General features: G+C 65.2%; 19 protein-coding genes. 5 read left to right on the forward strand and 14 right to left on the reverse strand.

Features of this window, described 5'->3' with window-relative positions; translation table 11 throughout:
- Nucleotides 1–14: 14 nt before the first annotated feature.
- Entirely contained in the window at nt 15–1,010 is a 996-nt protein-coding gene (locus tag VITFI_RS03450) for a glycosyltransferase family 2 protein (protein WP_198301596.1), read from the reverse strand.
- A 103-nt stretch (nt 1,011–1,113) separates the two neighbouring features.
- Between VITFI_RS03450 and VITFI_RS03455 the strand changes: the two genes are divergently transcribed.
- Complete coding sequence (locus tag VITFI_RS03455; protein ID WP_089415790.1) at nt 1,114–2,373, forward strand: glycosyltransferase family 4 protein; 1,260 nt, start codon at nt 1,114–1,116, stop codon at nt 2,371–2,373.
- A 2-nt stretch (nt 2,374–2,375) separates the two neighbouring features.
- Nucleotides 2,376–3,590 carry a glycosyltransferase family 2 protein gene (locus VITFI_RS03460; protein WP_198301597.1) on the forward strand — a complete coding sequence of 405 codons (1,215 nt, stop codon included), beginning with the start codon at nt 2,376–2,378 and terminating at the stop codon, nt 3,588–3,590.
- Nucleotides 3,591–3,602: 12 nt separating this feature from the next.
- Here VITFI_RS03460 and VITFI_RS03465 read toward each other — a convergent pair whose 3' ends face one another.
- The 11 genes from VITFI_RS03465 to rsmI all read right to left on the reverse strand — a co-directional run bounded on the left by VITFI_RS03465 (nt 3,603) and on the right by rsmI (nt 15,574).
- Nucleotides 3,603–4,397: a WecB/TagA/CpsF family glycosyltransferase gene (locus VITFI_RS03465; protein WP_157725543.1), complete on the reverse strand. Its 795-nt coding sequence runs from the start codon at nt 4,395–4,397 to the stop codon at nt 3,603–3,605.
- A gap of 5 nt (nt 4,398–4,402) precedes the next feature.
- The gene (gene epsI, locus VITFI_RS03470; RefSeq protein WP_089415792.1) at nt 4,403–5,089 is read right to left on the reverse strand and encodes an exosortase-associated protein EpsI, B-type; all 687 of its coding nucleotides are present in this window, start codon (nt 5,087–5,089) and stop codon (nt 4,403–4,405) included.
- Nucleotides 5,082–6,011, reverse strand: coding sequence for an exosortase B (gene xrtB, locus VITFI_RS03475; protein WP_089415793.1), 930 nt, complete (start codon nt 6,009–6,011; stop codon nt 5,082–5,084). The genes epsI and xrtB overlap by 8 nt, the downstream gene beginning before the upstream one ends.
- Nucleotides 6,012–6,025: 14 nt before the next feature.
- A complete protein-coding gene (locus tag VITFI_RS03480) occupies nt 6,026–6,916 on the reverse strand; it encodes a polysaccharide biosynthesis tyrosine autokinase (RefSeq protein ID WP_089415794.1) in 891 nt (296 codons plus the stop codon).
- Nucleotides 6,913–8,334, reverse strand: a complete 1,422-nt coding sequence (locus VITFI_RS03485) for a GNVR domain-containing protein (protein ID WP_089415795.1) — start codon at nt 8,332–8,334, stop codon at nt 6,913–6,915. The genes VITFI_RS03480 and VITFI_RS03485 overlap by 4 nt, the downstream gene beginning before the upstream one ends.
- A 4-nt stretch (nt 8,335–8,338) precedes the next feature.
- On the reverse strand, nt 8,339–9,241 hold the full coding sequence (gene epsE / locus VITFI_RS03490; RefSeq protein WP_089415796.1) for a polysaccharide export protein EpsE: 903 nt from the start codon (nt 9,239–9,241) through the stop codon (nt 8,339–8,341).
- Between the two features lie 20 nt (nt 9,242–9,261).
- Nucleotides 9,262–10,314, reverse strand: a complete 1,053-nt coding sequence (locus VITFI_RS03495) for an EpsD family peptidyl-prolyl cis-trans isomerase (protein ID WP_157725545.1) — start codon at nt 10,312–10,314, stop codon at nt 9,262–9,264.
- A 106-nt stretch (nt 10,315–10,420) separates the two neighbouring features.
- The gene (locus VITFI_RS03500; RefSeq protein ID WP_089415798.1) at nt 10,421–11,287 is read right to left on the reverse strand and encodes a CpsD/CapB family tyrosine-protein kinase; all 867 of its coding nucleotides are present in this window, start codon (nt 11,285–11,287) and stop codon (nt 10,421–10,423) included.
- 28 nt (nt 11,288–11,315) lie between these two features.
- Entirely contained in the window at nt 11,316–12,575 is a 1,260-nt protein-coding gene (locus VITFI_RS03505) for a glycosyltransferase family 4 protein (protein WP_089415799.1), read from the reverse strand.
- Nucleotides 12,572–14,557 carry a glycosyltransferase gene (locus VITFI_RS03510; protein WP_157725546.1) on the reverse strand — a complete coding sequence of 662 codons (1,986 nt, stop codon included), beginning with the start codon at nt 14,555–14,557 and terminating at the stop codon, nt 12,572–12,574. Before VITFI_RS03510 ends, VITFI_RS03505 begins: the two co-directional genes overlap by 4 nt.
- Nucleotides 14,558–14,614: 57 nt before the next feature.
- Nucleotides 14,615–15,574 carry a 16S rRNA (cytidine(1402)-2'-O)-methyltransferase gene (gene rsmI / locus VITFI_RS03515; protein WP_089415801.1) on the reverse strand — a complete coding sequence of 320 codons (960 nt, stop codon included), beginning with the start codon at nt 15,572–15,574 and terminating at the stop codon, nt 14,615–14,617.
- On the opposite strand from rsmI, the gene VITFI_RS03520 reads away from it, so the two are divergent.
- The 3 genes from VITFI_RS03520 (at nt 15,573) to VITFI_RS03530 (ending at nt 17,267) form a co-directional block, all read left to right on the forward strand.
- The gene (locus tag VITFI_RS03520) at nt 15,573–15,980 is read left to right on the forward strand and encodes a YraN family protein (RefSeq protein WP_089415802.1); all 408 of its coding nucleotides are present in this window, start codon (nt 15,573–15,575) and stop codon (nt 15,978–15,980) included. The genes rsmI and VITFI_RS03520 overlap by 2 nt on opposite strands.
- An 8-nt stretch (nt 15,981–15,988) precedes the next feature.
- Nucleotides 15,989–16,567 carry an SIS domain-containing protein gene (locus VITFI_RS03525; protein WP_089417947.1) on the forward strand — a complete coding sequence of 193 codons (579 nt, stop codon included), beginning with the start codon at nt 15,989–15,991 and terminating at the stop codon, nt 16,565–16,567.
- A 61-nt stretch (nt 16,568–16,628) separates the two neighbouring features.
- On the forward strand, nt 16,629–17,267 hold the full coding sequence (locus tag VITFI_RS03530) for a BON domain-containing protein (RefSeq protein ID WP_089415803.1): 639 nt from the start codon (nt 16,629–16,631) through the stop codon (nt 17,265–17,267).
- Between the two features lie 24 nt (nt 17,268–17,291).
- On the opposite strand, the gene VITFI_RS03535 is transcribed toward VITFI_RS03530, so the two are convergent.
- Together VITFI_RS03535 and VITFI_RS03540 are read right to left on the reverse strand one after the other, a co-directional pair.
- Nucleotides 17,292–18,191, reverse strand: a complete 900-nt coding sequence (locus VITFI_RS03535; RefSeq protein WP_089415804.1) for an NAD(P)-dependent oxidoreductase — start codon at nt 18,189–18,191, stop codon at nt 17,292–17,294.
- A gap of 14 nt (nt 18,192–18,205) precedes the next feature.
- Nucleotides 18,206–19,342, reverse strand: coding sequence for a PilT/PilU family type 4a pilus ATPase (locus tag VITFI_RS03540; RefSeq protein WP_089415805.1), 1,137 nt, complete (start codon nt 19,340–19,342; stop codon nt 18,206–18,208).
- Nucleotides 19,343–19,346: the final 4 nt, after the last annotated feature.

Genomic DNA, 19,346 nt, shown 5'->3' on the forward strand with positions numbered 1-19,346 from the left:
CCCTTCTGCTTTTGTCACAGCGTGGGCTGCGTGCCCAACTTGGTGCGCCACAGCAAACGCCATGCCAGTGCGTGTAGACGGAGGGTGTGCTGGATCGCCGCCCAGCCACGCCCGCGCAGCGCCGCTTTGAGCGCCAGCAGACCGGCTGCCGCCCCATCCAAACCAAGATGCAGCACCAGCCCGCCCAAGCCGTGGTGCTTGCGGAAGTACAGCAGCGCACTCTCAATTTGGAGCGCTTCCACCTGCCGGCTGGTGCTGCTGATCGGCCCGTCACTGCGCGCACTCTCGCCACCGATGTGAACCACCGACGTGCGTGGGCTGTAATCGATCGTCCATCCCGCTGCTTGCACCCGTCGGCAGTGATCGACCTCCTCAAAGTACAAAAAGAAGCGCGGATCGAACAACCCCACTTGTTGCAGCACCTCGCGGCGCACCAAGTAAAAGCAGCCCGGTACCCAATCGCAACGGCGTTCGCTGGCGTGATCCCAGGCCATGTCGTCCACGGGGCGGCCCCACAGGTGCGCCAGAGGCCAACGGTAGGCGCCCGTGCGCTCGGCAAACTGGTTCGCCGGGGTCGGAAAATAGCGGCAACTGGGCTGCAACGTGCCATCTCGACCGACCAAACGCACGCCCAGCACCCCGCAGCGTGGGTGCGCGGCCATGTGATCCAGCGCCACCCGAATCGATTCGGGCGCCAAAAACGCATCGGTGTTGATGAGCAGGAGAAACTCACTGTCCACCTGCGGCAGCGCCAAGTTATTGGCTCGCCCGAAGCCGACGTTGCGCGGCGACGTCAGCAGCAGCACCTCCGGGTGGTGGGCGCGCAGGTGTGCCACCGAGTCATCACGCGAGGCGTTATCGACCGCGATGATGCGGGTGTCCGCAGCGTCTGGGGTCTGGGCCAGGGCCTGGTGCAGTTTGGCCAGGCACTCGTCCAGCAAGTGGCAGGTGTTGTAGCTCACCAGCAGGACGCTCAGGCGGCGGCGGACGGTGTCGCAAAGAGGCATCATGTGTGGGAGAGGCGGCGAGTCGGGTCTCAGACACGGGGTGTTCATCGTACATGCCCTGCTATGCTGAACCGTTCACCATGTTGCCTGTTGCCGAGACATCCGCTTGCGCGTTGCCTACCTCATCAACCAATACCCGAAGGTGAGCCACACCTTCATCCGGCGCGAAATTGCCGCGCTGGAGCGTCAAGGTCTCACCGTCGATCGTTACGCCCTGCGCGGCTGGGACGACGCACCGGCCGACCCCCTCGACCTCGCCGAACAAGCCCGCACCCGCTACTTGGTGCAAGGGGGCGTGGTCGCTTTGTTGCAGGCCGGCTGGGCGGTGCTTCGCCGCCGGCCTGGAGCGTGGTGGCACGCCTTGCAGCAGGCGGTGCGCCTGGGGCGGCGGGCGGATCGGCCTCTGCCGCTGCACATCGTTTACTTCCTTGAAGCCTGCCAGTTGTGGCTGTGGTTGCAAGAGGCGCCGGTGGCCCATGTCCACGCGCACTTTGGCACCAACGCCACCGAAGTCGCGCTGCTGCTGCACGCGCTGGGTGGGCCGGGTTATTCCTTCACCGTGCATGGGCCCGAGGAGTTCGACAAACCCGAAGCCCTGCACCTGGCCGACAAAATCGCTGCCGCCCGCGCTGTGGTGGCCATCAGCAGTTTTGGCCGTTCGCAGTTGTGGCGCTGGGTGCCGCTGGCGCATTGGCCCAAGGTGGTCGAGGTGCATTGCGGCTTGGATGCCGAGTTTTTCGACGTGCCGCGCCAGCCCGTGCCCGATGTGCCGCGCTTGGTGTGCGTCGGGCGGCTGTGTGAACAAAAGGGACAGTTGCTGCTGGTGCAAGCCGCTGCCGCGCTCAAGGCCCAGGGCTTGGCGTTCGAGCTGATTTTGGCGGGTGACGGGCCGATGCGGGCCGATGTCGAACGCGCCATCGCGGCCTTGGGGGTGGCGGATTGCGTGCGCATCACGGGATGGATCAGCGGCACCCAGGTGCGCGATTGGATCGACGCCAGCCGCGCTCTGGTGCTGCCGAGTTTTGCCGAAGGTCTGCCCGTGGTGGTCATGGAAGCCATGGCCCGTGGCCGGCCCGTGATCACCACAGCGGTGGCGGGCATTCCTGAGCTGGTGCGCCACGGCCAAGATGGCTGGTTGTTGACGGCGGGTTCGGTCGAAGCCGTGCGCGATGCCATGGCCGCTTGCCTCAACACCCCAGCGGCTGAATTGGCGCGCATGAGTGAGGGGGCGGCCCAGCGGGTGCGGGTGCGCCACGATGCGGATCATGAAGCCGCCCGGCTGGCGACGCTGTTCCGCGAATGTGGGGCCGCCGATTCGGCAGGACACGCAAAGACCTTGACGCTGGGAGGGCGGGAGTGGTGCTGACGATGCTGTTCGGACTGCTGTCTGTGCTGGTGCTGCTGGGCGTGCTGGCCTTGGCCGTACCGGCGTGGGTGCTGTGGCGGCAGGTGCATGCAGCCTGCCAAGGGCGTGACACACTGCCGTCCCCCACCGATGACGCCGCGCCGCGTGAGCCCGTGGCGGTGCTGATTCCAGCGCACAACGAATCGGCGGTGATCGAATCAACGCTGCGCAGCCTGATGCCACAACTGCGGCCCGGTGATGTCGTCTGGGTGGTGGCAGACAACTGCACCGACGACACCGCCGCCCTGGCCCGCGCTTGCGGCGCCCAGGTCACCGAGCGATTCGACACGGTGCGCCGAGGCAAGAGTTTCGCTCTGGCCCACGGTGTGGCGCTGCTGCGAGCGCAGCCGGTGCCCCCGCGCTGGGTGGTGTTCTTCGATGCCGATTGCCAAGTGCATCCCCACACCCTGGATCGTCTGGCCCAAGCGTGCCAGCGCGAGCAGCGGCCCGTGCAGGCGCTGTACCTGATGCAACAGCCGCCCGCCGCGCCCGGTCAGGCCCACGGCTGGCGCCCGCATCTGGCCGAATTTGCGTGGCGGGTGCGCAATTGGGTGCGTCCGCTGGGGGCGCAGCGTTTGGGTTGGCCGTGTCAGCTCATGGGCACGGGCATGGCGTTCCCGCTCGCGCTGCTGGACGATGCCCTGCTGGCCCACGGCCACATCACCGAAGACATGAAACTGGGCATCGATTTGGCCCTGGCCGGCCACGCCCCGCTGTTCTTACCGACCGCGCTGGTGACCAGCACCTTCCCCACCACGCAAGCGGCCACACGCACCCAGCGCACACGCTGGGAGCATGGTCACTTGGACATGCTGTTGCATCAAGCCCCCGCACTGTGGCGCGAAGGCTGGCGCCGCAGAGATCGGGCGGCCATGGGGTTGGCACTCGATCTGTGCGTGCCGCCATTGGCGTTGTTCACTGCCTTGCTGGGGCTGGGCTGGTGGGTGGCGCTGGCCCTGGGGTGGCTGGGTGGATCGTGGTTGCCACTGGGCGTGGCCACCGTGAGCCTGATCGGCTTGCTGACCGCCATCACCCGGGCCTGGCGGGGCTGGGGGCGCGAGGTCATGGCTGGGCGAGAGCTGCTGCTGGTGCCGCTGTTCATCCTGGCCAAAGTCCCCATCTACTTGGGCTTTGTGCTGCGGCGGCAAACCCGCTGGATTCGCACCGACCGCCGTTGAGGGCGCACCGCGTCAGGCCAGCGGGTCGCGGTAACGGCCCCGGCGGTCTTGCCACATCAGGTGGAGAAACTCGGTGTTGCGCACGTAGCGCATGAGGTAGCGCCTCGGTTCGCTCAACACCCGGTAGAGCCATTCCATGCGCATTTGGCGCATCCACACGGGGGCCCGCACCACTTCGCCGGCTTCGTAGTCGATGGTGGCGCCCACCCCCATCAGCAGCTTGACGTCAGGCAGCGCCTCGCGCCAGCGCGCCAACCAGATTTCCTGCTTGGGCGCGCCCAGCCCCACCATCAGCGCGTTGGCGCCGCTGTCGCGGATCAAGCGCAGGGCGTGGGCGGTTTCCTCGGCATCGCGGATGAAGTTCATCGATGGCCCGAACGCGCCAACCACCAAACGCTTGCCGTGCCGGGCGTTGATGCGTTCCAGCGCCCGCTGGGCCACGCCCGGTTGGGCACCCAGCAGGAAGACTCGCAAATCCACGTCATGCGTGCTGGCGTGCGCGATGAGCCGGGGCACCAAGTCCGAGCCGGTGATGTGGTGGTGGATGGGCCGGCCCATGCGGTTAAGCGCCATGCGCACGTAATGGCTGTCCACCGTGATCACATCGGCCTGGCGGTAGGCGCGCAAGAACTCGCGGTTGCGTTGCAGGTGGTACAGGTGATCGGGGTTGATGGTGAACACCAGACCGCCTTGGTGGCACAGATGATCGAGCAGCGCGCCGGGCTCGGGATCGTCGGCCCAGACGTTGAGCAGCGGATGGCGTGGCCACGCAGCCGGCGGTGCGGGGATGTGGAACGGCGTCGTCATGCGCATTAAAACCCCGTCAAACGGTGGCGGAAGGCGGGGGCCAGGGCGGCCACCAAATCGGTGATAAAACGGTCTTGCAGGGCGAAAGCGGCGGCGCTGTCCGTGTTGATCGACGACACGCGGATCAGCACGCCATCGACGATTTCACCGCGCAGCCCGTGGCGCAACTCCGCCAACCGCTTGGCGAACAGATCCAAGGATTGCATGTCGCCCATCATCGTCCAGTAGGTGACGGGCTCAAACCGCTGATTGGCGTATTGGGTTTCAACCCGTTTGACGTGCAACCGACCCGGCGGCAGCGCGATCCAGCCTTCGTGCATCCGCTCGACCTTGAAGCCTTGCGCCGGATAGCACACTTCGGGATAGTGGAGCTGCACGCTCGGGTCGGACTGATCCGCCCCGTAGGCCATGGACAGCATGATGCGTTGGCCCTTCGAATTGACGTAGGTGCGCTCCAGGATTTCGGTGTACAGCCGATCCAGCAAGGCTTGGGTCTGTGGGTTGACCAGCACCCCGGCGGCAGCGGTGTCCACGCGCCAATCGGCAAAACTCAGCGGGGTGTTGCGCTTCAGCTCGATCGGGCCGCGCAGCTCGGACAGGCGTTTGGTCGGCACCAAGGCCTGGCCACCCACGGCAGCCAGCCCCATGGCCGCCGCAGCCAGCCAGGCCCGACGGCGTTCAAGATCACTCATGGGACGCTTTCTCAGAATCGGTCGAGGGAGAGGCCGGGGATGCGGCTTGGCCGAAGCGGCGATCCAGCCAATGCAGCGTGCCGTCCAAGCTCATGATGAGCAGCAGCGCCGTCATGAACAGCACCATGCCAGCAAAGCCGTGCAGGAAGCCTTGGCCTGCCGCGTCCCCCAAGTAGAACGTGATGAGGGCCAGCACGATCACCCGAATCACGTTGACCACAAACGAGATCGGCACGATCAAGATGGCCAAGGTGATGTTGCGGAACGCCGAGGCCGAGCGCACCACGTTCAGGTAGAGCAAACCCATCGCTTCCAGTGTGAACAAGGTGTGCAAGCCCGCGCAGGCGTCGGCCACCAGCAATTGGTACGGGCCCAGTTGCAGGATCACCCCGCTGCGGGCGATCGGGTAATTCGCCATGTCCAGCACCGTCATGGCCACGGAGGACACGGCCAGTTTCATCGGCTGTGTCACCGTGTCCACCAAGATGGCGGGCAGCGGCACCATGAAAATCATGAAAAACAACGGGAACCAGGCCGCACGCAACGCCCCGCGTCCCCTCAGCAAAAACAGGCAGGCACTGAGGGTGCCAATGCTAGAGAGCACTTGCAGGCTTTGCACACGCTGCGAGCGGGCGAACACGTAAACCAAGAGGCTCAGGCCCAACAACACCCAGCCCCAGGTGGCGCGGCGGGGTGGGGTGTGGGTGGCAGCGGTGATGTGCGGCCAGTCGCGCCACAGCAACCACACGCTGATGGCCAACACAATGGGGCCGTGGCCTTGTTCGTCGGTGGCCCACACGGTGCGGAACAAGTCGATCAGCGTCGGGATGTACAGCGCAGCCATGCCGGCCACGACGATCCACCAAAGGGTGTGATGGGGGGCAAACCGTGGGTGCCAGCGGGCAGCGGTGGGATCGGTCATGGCGAGGCGGGGTTTCAGTGATCGTTGAGGACGACGCCGACAGTGTCCACTTGCGCGGCTTTGAGGGCGGCGCTCAGGTCTTGCAGGTCGCTGGTTTTGTTGGCACCACAGCGCGAGACGATCAAGGCCGAGCCGCAGCGGGCCGCCGTGACGATGGCGTCCATGCCCATGGCACAGGCGGGGGTGTCGACCAGCACATGGTCAAAGCGTTCGTTGGCTTCTTGCAGCAGCCGTGCGAACGTTGGACTTTCGATCAATTCTGCGGGGTTGGGTGGGGTCGGGCCCACGGGCACAACGAACAGTTGCGCCCAGCCTGGTGCCGCTTGCACCACGCGCCGGTGATGGCGACCCGCCAGCACATCCGACAAGCCGGTGTGATCGCTGACCGCCAGCACCTCGTGCAGCCGGGGGCGGCGCAGGTTGGCGTCGATCAACAGCACCCGGCCATCGAGCTGGGCCAGCGAAGCCGCCAGGTTGGCACAAAAGAACGAGCGCCCATCCTGAACATCGGGGCTGACCACGGCCAATGGCCGGCGCCCACCACGCTGCCGAACGTGGAGCAAATAATGGCTGCGCACTCGGCGGAACGCTTCAGCTTGCGGCCCTTGGGGTTGGGTGCGCATCACCCAATCCGCGTGGGGGCGCTGGGCAGCAACCTGCCAATGGGCGTGGCGCTGTTGCCACGCTTGGACTTGCAGCGCCTCTTCAGGGCGGATCAGCCCGAGGGCCAGGGCCGCCGCTTCTGGTGTGCTGTCGTGGGCCTGCCGGTGTTGGCGAATGTGGGCCCACTGGGTTGGCGACAGGGCGCAAACCTCCTGGAGAAGCGCCTCCGCTGCCAGTCCCGGTTCTGCGGCATCGCGCTCAGGCTCGGACAGCAGCACCAAGGGCTGAGGCGCTGAACTCATCCGGGCCTCTGCGGGTCATCGGGCGGTGGGGGGGGCGAGGTGGGGCCAGTCAGCCGCTGGTACCACTGCGCCCGGGGCACAGCCGAGGGAATCAGTCCGACCACGGGCAGCCCCAGATCGAAAATCACGTCCGACGTAGTGCGTAGCCGCCGGTCGTAGTACTCCATCAGCAGAATGAGGAACAGCCCGCAACTCAGACCGACCGCCACCCCTTTGACCAACGTTTTGGTCGGCTTGACCGGCACCGGAGAAGGCGTGGCTTCGGTCAGGAAGGTGACGGTGCTGAGCTGGTTTTTGCTCTCCAATTCGTTTTGCCGGGTGCGGTTGAACAAAGCGTCGTAACTGCGCTGGGCGTTTTCGACATCACGCGCCAGCACCGAGCCTTCGTCACGCACCTCTTTGAGTTGCATGACGCGCTGGCGCTGGGCCTCCAGTTGGGCGCGCACTTCGGCTTCGCGTGACGCTTGCACCGCCACGTTGCTGCTGAGCGTGCCCGCGACGTTGCGGCTCTCGGTCTCCAGACGCTTACGCAGATCACGCACGGTGGCGCGGGCTTCTTGGAGTTGCGGGTAGTTTTCGCCGTAACGCTGGGTCAGCTCGTTGACGCGGGCCTCGGCTTGGTTCAGTTGGGTTTTGAGCGAGGACACCAGCCCGTTGTTCTGCACGTCCTGCGAGTGGGCGGTGTTGTTGAACGCCTGGTTTTCCCGGCTCATCGAGTCGGTGCGGGCGGTTTGGATGCTGGCCAATTCCTGGCCCAACGAGGTCAGGCGGGCGGTTTCCACGTCCATGCGTTCGTCGGTGAACACCAAGCCTTTTTCTTGCTGGAAGCGGGAGAGTCGCGCTTGGGCCTGTTCCAGGGTGCTGCGGGCGTCGTTCAGTTGGGCGGTGAAAAAACGGCTGTACTGGTTGGCGGGTTCGATCTTGAGTTCGATCGAGGTTTCCATGTAGGCCCGCACGAAGGCGTTGGCCACCTGGGCGGCAAACTTCGGATCGCCAGCGGTGTAGCTGATGTTGATGATGTTGCTGGTGGTCGTCTTCGGCGGGACGATCTCCAGGCCCACGCGCAGGAAATTGGCGATCCACACCTCGGGCGGCACGGTGGCAGCGCTGGGGTCGTTCTGCCAGATTTGGCGCAACCCACTTTCGGTGAGTTTCAGGTTCCTCACCACACGCTGGGCGACTTTGTCACTGCCGAGGATGTCCAGTTCGACCGTGAAAATGTTGGGCCCGCCGCCAGTCAGCATGGCGACCGGGTCTTGGCGACCATTGATGATGATGGAGGCTGTGGCCTTGTAGATGGGCTGGCGCGTCGCGACCACAGCGGCCGTGACGCACAGCGCTGCCACCAGGGGCAGCACCAGCAGCACCCAACGGGCTCGCAGCACGGCGAGCAGACGGGGCAAGTTCACCAGGGACATGGCGTCAGAACAGGCTCTCTTGAATGACGATCACGTCGCCATCCTGTGGCAACTCGTCCATGGAGGGGTTGGTGAGGGTGATGGTTCCCTGTGGCGTGGTGCGGTGGATGGTCAAGCCACGCAGCGTGCCCCGTTGGGTGATACCGCCACCGGCGGCCAGCGCGTGACGCAGGGTCATGTTGCGGGTCAGGCGCAGGGGGCCGGGGCGCCCGATCTCCCCGGTCAGGTACAACTGGGGCGCCCGATCCACCCAAACGACATCCCCCGGCATGATCTCTGGATCTTGCGGCAGGCCGACACCTGAAAACAACGTCGGCACGTCGATTTCTTGGCGCTGAAGCTGGCCGTTGCGTTTGCCCAGCAACACCAGGGTGTCACTGCCGCTTTCCAGCACCCCGCCGACCAAGGCGAGCACCTCGGTCAGACGCATGCCGGCGACGTCCAGCGGGTAGCGCCCTGGCCGCCCGACCATGCCCAGCACGTTGACTTGGTTGGCACGCACCTGGGTCACCAGGATCGACACCTGGGGGTTACGCAGCAGTCCGCCCTGTTGCAGAGCCTTGCTGAGGCGGGTTTCGGCTTCCGGCAGGGTGAGCCCGCCCAAGTGAACCGTGCCCAGCAGCGGATAGGAAATGGTGCCCGCCTCGGTGAGCCGGGTCTCCAGCGACAAGTCGGTGCTTTGGTAGACGGTGATGCGGATCATGTCGCCAGCGCCGAGGCGGTAACCCTCGGTGCCAGCCAGGGTGGCTGGCGCGGGGGCGGCAGCCGGCAAAGCCGTCCCTGCCGCCCAGGCGGAGGTGGCCCACCCGCCAGACAAGGCCAGGCCCAGCAGCCCGGCGCCCAGCAAGGGCCGGAGCCGGGGGACGACGCGGGAGGGGAAAGGGGAACGGCAGGGGTTCATGGGCATTCAGGGCTGGAAGAAGTGGATCACTTCTGCGGCTGTGAGGCCACGTCCGGCAAAGACACTTGGATGCTGGGGCTGGTCTGCCCGGGCAGGCTGACGGTGGTGCCCCCCGTGGTGGGGTTGGACAGTTGCACTTGGGAAGCGGCTTCCGTGGTGGGTTGCAGCGTCACGCCAGAGGCGGGGGACGACGCGGATTCCACCTGGAATTTCATGCCCGAAAACTTGCCTTGGTATTCGACCTTGGCCGATTCGCGCAGCAGGCGCAGGTCGTTGTTCAGGGTGTCCCGGCGGGCCATGTTGACCAAGAACTGCTCGACGGCGGGGCGTGCGCGCTCGAAGTCCACCGGGTCGGGGCGGCTGGCCGAACGGAACAGGATGCGCATGGCCGGGCCCTTGTCCTGCACGACCAGGGCCGAGCCATCGCCGAGGGCGGCCAGTTTGGTCAGCAGATCCATGGGGATTTGTTCGGCGGGTCGCTGGGCGGCGCTGCTGTTGGCCCGCAGATCCGAGGATTTCACCCAGTTGGCGAACTCACTGGGGGATTTGGCGCTGAGCGCTTGCCGGCGCACTTCCTCGATTTTTTCCTGCGGAACGTTGGGCAGCACAAACTCTTGCAACAAATAAATCTGACGCTTAGAGAACAGCTCAGGATGGTCTTGATAATACTGCTTGATTTGATTTTCCTGCGGGCGCAGCGGATTGGCCGTCACCTGCTCGACATACGCTCGTGCCAGCACCTCGCGCCGGGCTGCTTCCAGGGCTTGTAAAACACGCGGGGTTTTATCGAGTTTTTGATCCAGGGCTTTTTGCACCACCAGCTCTTGGTCGATGAGCTGATTCAGGAACACTTTGCTGGCCTCTTCGGTATCTTCGGGGCGCAGGCGGGCCTGTTGCAGCCGGAAATTCAGTTGGTGAACGGTGACGTCTTGGCCGTTGACCCGGGCAGCGACTTGGGTGGGATCATTTTTCTCTTCCCCGCCGCCACAGCCTGTCAGGGCAAAAGTGGTGGCCAGCAGCACGGTGGTGGCCCACATCCCGGAGATCCGCCCGTTGTGCCGTGAAGATTGCTGTTGCATGAGTATTCCTCGTTGAGGTGAATGAGCGATTTTTTCGGCGCCGTGATCCACGGGCATGGCTGGAAAAATTGTAGCCACGTGGCTCGGATATTTCTGCCATTTGGATTCAGAAATCATGGATCACCGTCCCTAACATCAAAGTGCCGCTGTGGCGCAAGGCGTCGATCAGCGCCCGGGCATGGCGGGTGCGGGTGTGCTGCGGGCGCACCACCAACAGCGAAGCCTGGCAGCGTGCGCAGATGGCCAGCACGTCGGAGCCGGTGGTGTAGGCGGGGGTGTCCAACACGATGTGGTCGAAGCGTTGACTCAGCTCGGCCAACAGGGCCGTGAAACCCGGACTCTCCAGCAGCTCCAACGGATGAACAGGCACCGTGCCACTGGGCAGGACGAACAACGGTGCCATGTCATCCACGGCTTGAATGGCCTCGGCAGCGCTCGGATCGGCCAACAGCGCGGCCAACCCGCCATGGGGTCCAGGGAGGTCGAACACCTGGTGTTGGCGTGGCCGGCGCAAGTCGGCGTCGATGAGCAAGGTGCGCCGGCCCAGTTGGGCCAGCGACACCGCGAGGTTGGCCGCCAACCGGGTACGCCCTTCGCCAGATTCGGCACTCACCACCGCCAAGGTTCGTAAGTGTGTGCTCACGTCTTGGGGGCCCGTGGCCATGCGCAGCAGCAACTGCGCCCGGGTCGCCCGGATCGATTCGGCGTGCAGGCCGTGGGGCTGGTGCAACAGGGTCAACTCGGGGCTGCGCTGGCACCGTTCGGGGCTGGCCACGACATGGCCAAACTGGCAAGCCAACGCTTGCTGTATCCCCTGGGGGGTCACCAGGCCCAGGGCCAGGGCCGCTTCGCCGAAACGCACGGGGTGCGTGGCTTGGTAGGTCAGCACCCGGGGGATGTCATCGGGTTGAAGCGCACCGTGCGCGACCAGCCAATCACCGATGCGCTGTGAACGCGGGGCAGGCAGATCCATGGGGGGCGGGCTGTTCGCAGGCCAGGGGTCAGGGAGACGCCGCTGGCACGCCAGTCAAGCGCAACACCTGGGCCACTTGGGTGCGGATGTCCGGTGGCGGACGGATGCCGGCGCGCAGGCGTGGCCACAGGGCGGGATCGTCCAGGGCCTGCTCCAGCGTCGAGGCCAGCGCCGCTGGATCGCGGGCGCGGAAATGCAAGCCGTCCACGTTGTGGCGAACCTTTTCGGCCATGCCTCCGATGTTGGCTGCGATCACGGGCCGGCCCAGGCTGAACGCCTCCTGGATCACCAAGGGACTGTTCTCCCACCAGATGGACGGCACGATGACCCAGCCAATCCCGTCCATGAGCGTTTGCAAGTCCTCCTTGCGGTAGGGGCCGTGGAATTGCACATGCGGCTGCAAGGCTTCGAGTTTCGCTTCGATGGCTTGGCGCACCTCGGGCGCTTGGTGTTCCAGGTTGGCGCCGTGGACATTGAGCATCGGCAACGGTGCGTCCTCGGGGCGGCGCTCCAGCACGATGCGCATGGCTTCCAGCAGCACATCCAAGCCTTTCCAGCGGTTGATTTGGCCGAAAAACGCAAAGTTGTGCGCCGGGCGACTGCCGGGGCGATCGTCGGCGGCGTGCAGGGCGAACGCTTGGCCATTTTCGATCATGTGCAGGCGGTCGGCGGGCAAACCCCATTGGATATAACGCTGCCGCAGGAATTCACTCGGCGCAATAAAATGATCCACCCCAGCCAAATGGGCTTGGATGAAACGCTGGCGCAGCAGAAAATCCTCAGGTGAATATTCCGGGAAGCACTGGTGGCAGCGCCGGGGCGAGGATTCTTCGCAGAGCTGCTGGTTGGTGCGCACCATCAGGCCCTCACGGTGGCACAGCGCCCAGAATTCGTGCAGGGTCAGCAGGATTTGCGCTTGGGGCAGGGTGCGCCGGGCTTCGCTTAGCAATTCCACGCCGAGCTGCATATAGTGGTGAAAATGCACCACATCCGGTTTCAAATGCTCCAAGAAACGCCGGAAACCCGACCACACCATGTGTTTGATGGGCTGGGACAGGCGAAAATAATCCCCCATGTCGGAGTGGAACAAATACTCGCCGGGTTCTCGGTGAACAGAAAATGGCGTGCCACCATGGCCCATGTGCAACGGGGCCCGCGCCAGCAAAAAGGGTTCGACGCCCGGCACTTGCTGAAGCGTCCGGAATTCATCGTAAGCGGCTTGTTCGGCCCCGCCACGGCTGAAGTCGGGGTGGCCGTGCGCGATGATCAAGACACGGGTCGGCTTCATGCGGGCAGCTCCTGGGTCAGGCGGGTGATGGCGTCGTCCCAGCGACGGCTGTGGCGCCAGCAGTTGAAAAGCGTCAGCAGCATGCGGGTGGTGACTTGTGCGCGCAATCCCTGGGATTGGCGTTCCAGGTGGTAAAGCCGTGCATCCGGCACCAAGTAGGGTTTCAAGCCCAAGGCGCGCACCTTGAGGCACAGATCCGAATCCTCGAAATCCCCCCGGATGTACCCTTCATCCAATCCCCCGACGCGCTGGTAGAGCTCACGCGCCATCAGCACACACGCGCCGGTGAGGGCTTGCACTTCGCGGGTGGGGCCGTCCAGCATCCAGGCGGCGGGCCAGCCCTTGCCGGGGTGCAGGTTGGTCCACAACCCACCCCAGTGCGGGTAGCGCTCGAACACCATGCCAGCGTGCTGCACCGACTCGTCGCTGTACAGCAGCGCCGGCCCGACCATGCCGATGTCAGGCTGGGACGCCAGCACCTCGCGCAGCCGACCCAGCCAACCCGGGGTGGTGGGGATGATGTCCGAGTTGAGCAGCAGCACTTCGCGCCCCCTCGCCACCGAGATGGCCGCATTGTTGGCCCCCGCAAAGCCCAAGTTTTCACCGGCATAAGCCAAGGTGAAGGGCACCTCGTAGAGCGGCCAGGTGCTGCGCCAGTAATCCACGATGGCATCGTGGATCGAGGGATCGTCCACAAAATAAATCAGCTCGTGCTGGCGCAGTTCGGGGTCTTGGCGGAACAGCGCGAGTTGGTATTCGATGAAGTCCCAGCGGCCATACAGCGGGATGATGAGGCTCACCGGCGGGTCGGCCACCACAGGCCCGAACTGCAAGGTCTGCACTTGCGGGCGCGAGGTGCGCCGCTGGCGGGTGAACAACTGCTCCAGGGCCGGGCCCAAATGCAGGTCATACAACTGGCGCATGTGCGGTGCCGTGACGGGCACCAGGTGCAGCAAGCGAGCGGCCACGTCGGGATCGGTGTCGGGGGTGACTTCGGCGGTGCAGCCGGCCAAGCCACCTTGGCCGTCCAGATGCCAGAAACGCCAAGTGGTGGCCGTGGGGCTGTCTTGGGTGTCCGGCAGCCAGGCGATGAAGCCGACGTTGGGATCCGGCAAATGGCGCTCTTGGCTGAGGGAGGCGACCACGTCGGGCCGGCTCATGCGGCTGGTGGCGGCCATCAGCAGCGGGGCGCCCGCCGCTTGGGCTTGCACCAGCAGACCGCCGGGGGTGGGACGACCATGGGCGTCAAAACTCCAACCCGAAATGAACAACCCCGACCCGATGCGCACGGCGTGTTCAATTTTCAAACGCGCTGGCGTGGGCGTGATGGTCATCACTTCGGGAGGCACCCGGGCCAGCAGGGGGGCCAAGTCGGTGCGCAGCTCGTCGTCGTGCAGCAAATCACCCAGGGCGGGCAACAGCCAGCTTTGCAGCATGTGGGGCGTCAACAAGGTCTGCAAAGCCTGGGGGTTGTCGCACACGGGCAACTCCCAGCTCAGAGGAGGGCCTGCCACCCGCAGCGCTTGCAGCGACACCGTGGTGCGGTCGGACGCCAGAGGCACCAAGGCGCAAAACCCCATGGCCGTGCCTTCGGCCAGAACGTACCCGCTTTGGGCATAGTGGGTGCGCATGCCGGCGTCCACATCCAGGCGGGTGTGGGTGCTGGGGCTCGGGGCCAGGGGGATGGGAGGCGCGTCAGAGGCAGGCGCTTCCCCAGTGGCCTGTAAAGCTGCGATCTGGCGTGCGGGATCGACCAACCACCCCTGCACCAAGGCCAAGCGGGCATGCAGGGGCAAGCAGTGCTCGACCAACAGGTGGGCCGCCGGGTAGGTGCCTGGGGTGTCGGTGCCTCGCCGGCCCATCAGGCGCCGGTTGGCGGGGCTGGGGGTTTCCTCCCGGGGATCGATCAGCCGCGTTCGGGGCAACGCGGGGCCGCTGGTGGTCCGAAAGGCGCGAGGTGGGGGCGATTCAGTGTGGCTCATGGGCGATCCGGGGCGATCCTCTGGGCGGTGGTTCATTGTTGCATGGGGGGTGGCGCGTCACGGGGCGGGCGCCTCTGGGGCTTCACGCAGTTGCAGCGCCGCTTGGTAGAGCGGATTGCGCGCCACCCCGGTGATTTGGGTCGCCAAACTGACCGCTTGCTTGAGTGGCAGTTCCGCCAGCAGCACACGCAGGACGTGCAAGGCGGTGTCGGGGACGGCGGGCGGCGCATCGGCCACATCGGGCGGCGCTTCCGCATGAATGGCCTGGGTGAATTCCCCCTTGAGCCGCTGTGCATCGGCCCCCAGCCAAGCCGGCAGATCGACCGCCAGCAGGGTGTGGATTTGCTCAAACTGCTTGGTCAGCTCGCGCCCCAACGTGACGCGGCGTTGGGGGGCGGTGTCGGCCAGGCGCTGGGCCAAGTCTTCGATGCGGTGGGGAGCTTCCAGCAGCAGCACACTGCCCGAGCGTTGCAGGGCCGCCTCCAACTGCGCTTGTCGTGACGCGCCTTTGGCCGGCAAGAAACCCACAAAACTGAACCCCAGCCCCTGGGTGGCGGCGTGCGCGTCCCCGGCGGCACTCAGCAGTGTCACGCCGCTGCTGGCTCCGGGCAGGGGCATCACCCGAAAACCAGCGGCCTGGGCTTGGGCGCACAAGGCGGCACCCGGGTCGGAAATGGCGGGGGTGCCCGCGTCGCTGACATAGGCGACGCGCTCACCCCGCCCCAGCCGCTCCAGCACCCGAGGGGCCGCGCTGGACTCGTTGTGCTCGTGGAGGGCCAAGAGCGGTTTGTCCACCCCCAAATGGCGCAGCAATCCGGCGCTGACACGTGTGTCCTCACAAGCGATGGCGTCCACCAAAGCCAAAACGTGGATGGCCCGCAAACTGAAGTCTGCCAAGTTGCCGATGGGCGTGGCCACCATGTACAGCGTGGCTGGCGGGAAGTTCTGGTGCGCCGCCGCTGCGGCGGCAGCCTGCACCAGCGAAAAGCCTGTGGGGGCCGAGGTGGGAGCAATCATGGACAAAAAGCAAACAGAGGCCGCAGCGCGGCGACAAGCCACGGGACAACAAGCCGAAGATCGGGCGCTGGCCTACCTAGAGCACCAGGGGCTGTCGCTGGTGCGGCGGCATTATCAGGTGGCGCGGGGGCCTGGCCGGCTGGGGGGCGAGATCGACTTGATCATGCGGGACCGCGACGGCACGCTGGTGTTTGTCGAGGTGCGGGCACGTGTGCAGGCCGGGTACGGCGGAGCGGCGGCCAGCGTGAACGCCGCCAAGCAGCGGCGCTTGATTTGGACCGCGCAGCACTACCTGCGAGGGGTGCCGTGCTGGCCGCCGTGTCGCTTCGATGTGGTGGCGATCACGGCTGGCGTGTTGGAGTGGCTGCCAGCGGCCTTCGAGGTGCAGGGAGTGGGCCGCTTATGATCCCGGCCATGCTCGAAGCCCATGTGCAGCACTTTTTCTTTGAATCCGCCGACCTGATCAACCAGGTGGCCGACATCCTGGCTGGCCCGGTGACCGAGGCGGCTGAGGCCGCTGTGGCCTGCTTGACCGCCGGCGGCAAGCTGCTGGTGTGTGCCCAGCGCGTCGACGTTTCGCTGGCCCAAGGGCTGTGCGCCGCGTTGATGCACGGATTCGAGCGTGAGCGCCCGGGGCTGCCGGCGCTGCTGTTGGAGGGCTCGCGCTGGACCACGGCGGTGGCGCCCGAGGACGAGCTGGCCACCCAGATCCGCACCCTGGGGCAGCCGGGCGACTTGCTGGTGGTGTTCGCCGGCACCGTGGGGGACGACGTCCGCTTGCTGGCGGCGGTGGCGGAGGCCCACGCCCGCGATCTCAGCGTCATCTTGCTGACAGGGGGTGAGCCCGGACACTGGCCGGATGCGCTGGCCGAAACCGATGTCTGGATTCCCGTTGCGCACGAGCGTCCGCTGCGTGTGCGTGAGCTGCATGGGCTGGTCATGCACGCGCTGTGTGACGCCATTGATCTGCAACTTCTGGGCGAGGCGGGTTGAGCGGGCGCGCAAGCGTCGGTGCCAACGCCTCATCGTGTTCACGTTCTGATGAGTGATAGCCATGATGTTCCCGCGTCGTTTCTGGATTTCCTCCTTGCTGCTGGCCAGTGCCTTGAACAGCGGGTGCGTGGCGCCGCTGTTGGTGGTGGGTGGCATGGCCGCTGGGGGGGTGATGGTCAATGCCGATCGCCGCTCGGCAGGCACCCAATTGGAGGATGAGTCGATTGAACTCAAGGCGTCGGGGCGGGTGCGCACCTTCATGAATGGCCGGTCGTACCATCTGAACGTCACCTCGTTCAACCGGGTGGTGCTCATCACCGGTGAGGTGATGACGGCGCCCGAGCGCGACGCCGTGGCCGAGTTGGTGGCCTCGGTTGAGCAAGTGCGCTCGGTCATCAACGAATCGGTGGTCGGCTTTCCCAGCTCGCTGGGAGAACGCTCTCAAGACGCACTGCTGACCACTCGGGTGCGCGCTGCGCTGCTGGAGTCGCAGAACGTCAACCCAGGCGCGTTCAAGGTGGTGACGGAACGCGGGGTGGTGTACCTGATGGGGCTGGCCACCCAAGCCGAGGCCGACCGGGCCGTGGCGCTGGCGCGCAATGTGTCGGGGGTGCGCAAGGTGGTGCAGGCGGTGGAGATTCTGAGCACGGACGATGTGCTCAACCTGCGTCTGGGTTCCGGCCAAACCCAGAACCCGTGAGCCAGCGGCGCCCGGTGGCGCCGATCAGCGCAGGCGTTTGATGAGGCTGGAGGTGTCCCAGCGTCCGCCGCCCAGGGTTTGCACGTCGGCGTAAAACTGATCCACCAGAGCGGTGACCGGCAAGCGAGCGCCGTTGCGTCGGGCTTCTTGCAGCACCAGGCCCAGGTCTTTGCGCATCCAGTCCACGGCAAAACCGAAGTCGAAGCGGTCATCGACCATGGTGTGGCCTCGGTTGTCGAGTTGCCAGCTTTGCGCGGCGCCTTGGCCGATGACGTCGAGCACTTGGTGCATGTCCAGCCCCGCCCGCTCGCCGAACGCAATCGCTTCGGACAGGCCCTGCACCAGACCAGCGATGCAAATCTGATTCACCATCTTGGCCAGTTGCCCGGCCCCGCTGGCGCCCACATGGGTGACTGCGCGAGCAAACGCCAAGGCCACGGGTTTCATGGCGTCGAAGGGTTCGGCGTTGCCACCGCACATCACCGTGAGCATGCCGTTGACGGCCCCCGCTTGCCCACCGGAAACAGGGGCATCGATGAAGTGCAAACCAAGGGCCTGCGCCTGGGCCGACAACTCACGCGCCACCTCAGCCGACGCCGTGGTGTGATCCACAAAAATCGCCCCGGGCGCCATGCCGGCGAACGCCCCCTGCGGCCCGAGGGTGACGGCGCGCAGATCGTCGTCGTTGCCGACACAGGCGAACACGATTTGGGCACCCTGCGCCGCTTCGCCAGGCGTGGCCGCACAGCGACCACCGAAGGCCGCCACCCAAGCCTGGGCCTTGGCCGCTGTGCGGTTGTAGACGCAGACCTCGTGCCCAGCCCGGTGCAGATGAGCAGCCATCGGGCCACCCATCACACCCAGCCCCAGGAAGGCCACACGGTGCGGTGTCACTGGGGCGTATGTGCGCGGGGGAATGTTCATGACGATGCCCGATCTCAAACGATTTTCAGGTGTTCCGTGCCCGAATTCAGGTCACTGCTGCGGTTGCGTTTGCCATTGAGCTTGAGCTGCAAGCGCAGATCGTTGACCGAGTCGGCGTTGCGCAAAGCTTCTTCGTAGCTGATGTTGTGGTTTTCGTACAGGTCGAACAGCGCTTGGTCGAAGGTTTGCATGCCTACCTCACGCGAGCGCTTCATCAAATCCTTGAGATCGCCGATTTGCCCCCGGAAAATCAAGTCCGACGCCAGCGGGGTGTTGAGCAAAATTTCGATCGCGGCCATCCGCCCCCGACCATCTTCGCGTGGCACCAGGCGCTGTGAAATCAGGGCCTTCATGTTGAGCGACAAATCCATCAGCAACTGCTCGCGCCGTTCTTCGGAGAAGAAGTTGATGATGCGATCCAGCGCTTGGTTGGCGCTGTTGGCGTGCAGCGTGGCCATGCACAAGTGGCCGGTTTCGGCAAAACCCACCGCCATTTCCATGGTTTCGCGGTCGCGGATTTCGCCCATCAGCACCACGTTGGGGGCTTGGCGCAGGGCATTCTTCAGCGCGGCTTCCCAGTTGGCTGTGTCAATGCCCACTTCGCGCTGCGAGACGATCGAATTCTTGTGCGGATGCACAAATTCAATCGGATCTTCGATCGTAAAAATGTGGTCGCAAGCGTGCTCGTTGCGCCAGTCCACCATGGCCGCCAAGGTGGTGGATTTGCCCGAACCCGTGCCGCCCACCAAGATGATCAAGCCGCGCTTGGTCATTGACACTTCTTTGATGATCGGCGGCAGTTTCATGTCCTCCAAGTTGGGCAACTTGGTCGGGATGACACGCAACACCATCGCCACTTGCCCTTGTTGCACAAAGGCGTTCACGCGAAAACGGCCAATGCCGCCCGGCGAAATGGCGAAGTTGCACTCCTTGGTGCTTTCGAACTCGCTGGCTTGCTTGTCGTTCATGATGGCGCGGGCCAGCATCATGGTGTGCGCCCCGGTCAGCGGCGTGGGGGACACCCGCGTAACCTTGCCGTCCAACTTCATGGCCGGCGGGAAGTCGGCGGTGATGAACAAGTCCGAGCCGCCTCGGCTGATCATCAGCCGCAGCAAATCATTGATGAATTTTGAAGCCTGGTCGCGTTCCATGCGT

This window comes from Vitreoscilla filiformis, assembly GCF_002222655.1.
Lineage (GTDB): Bacteria > Pseudomonadota > Gammaproteobacteria > Burkholderiales > Burkholderiaceae_C > Ideonella > Ideonella filiformis.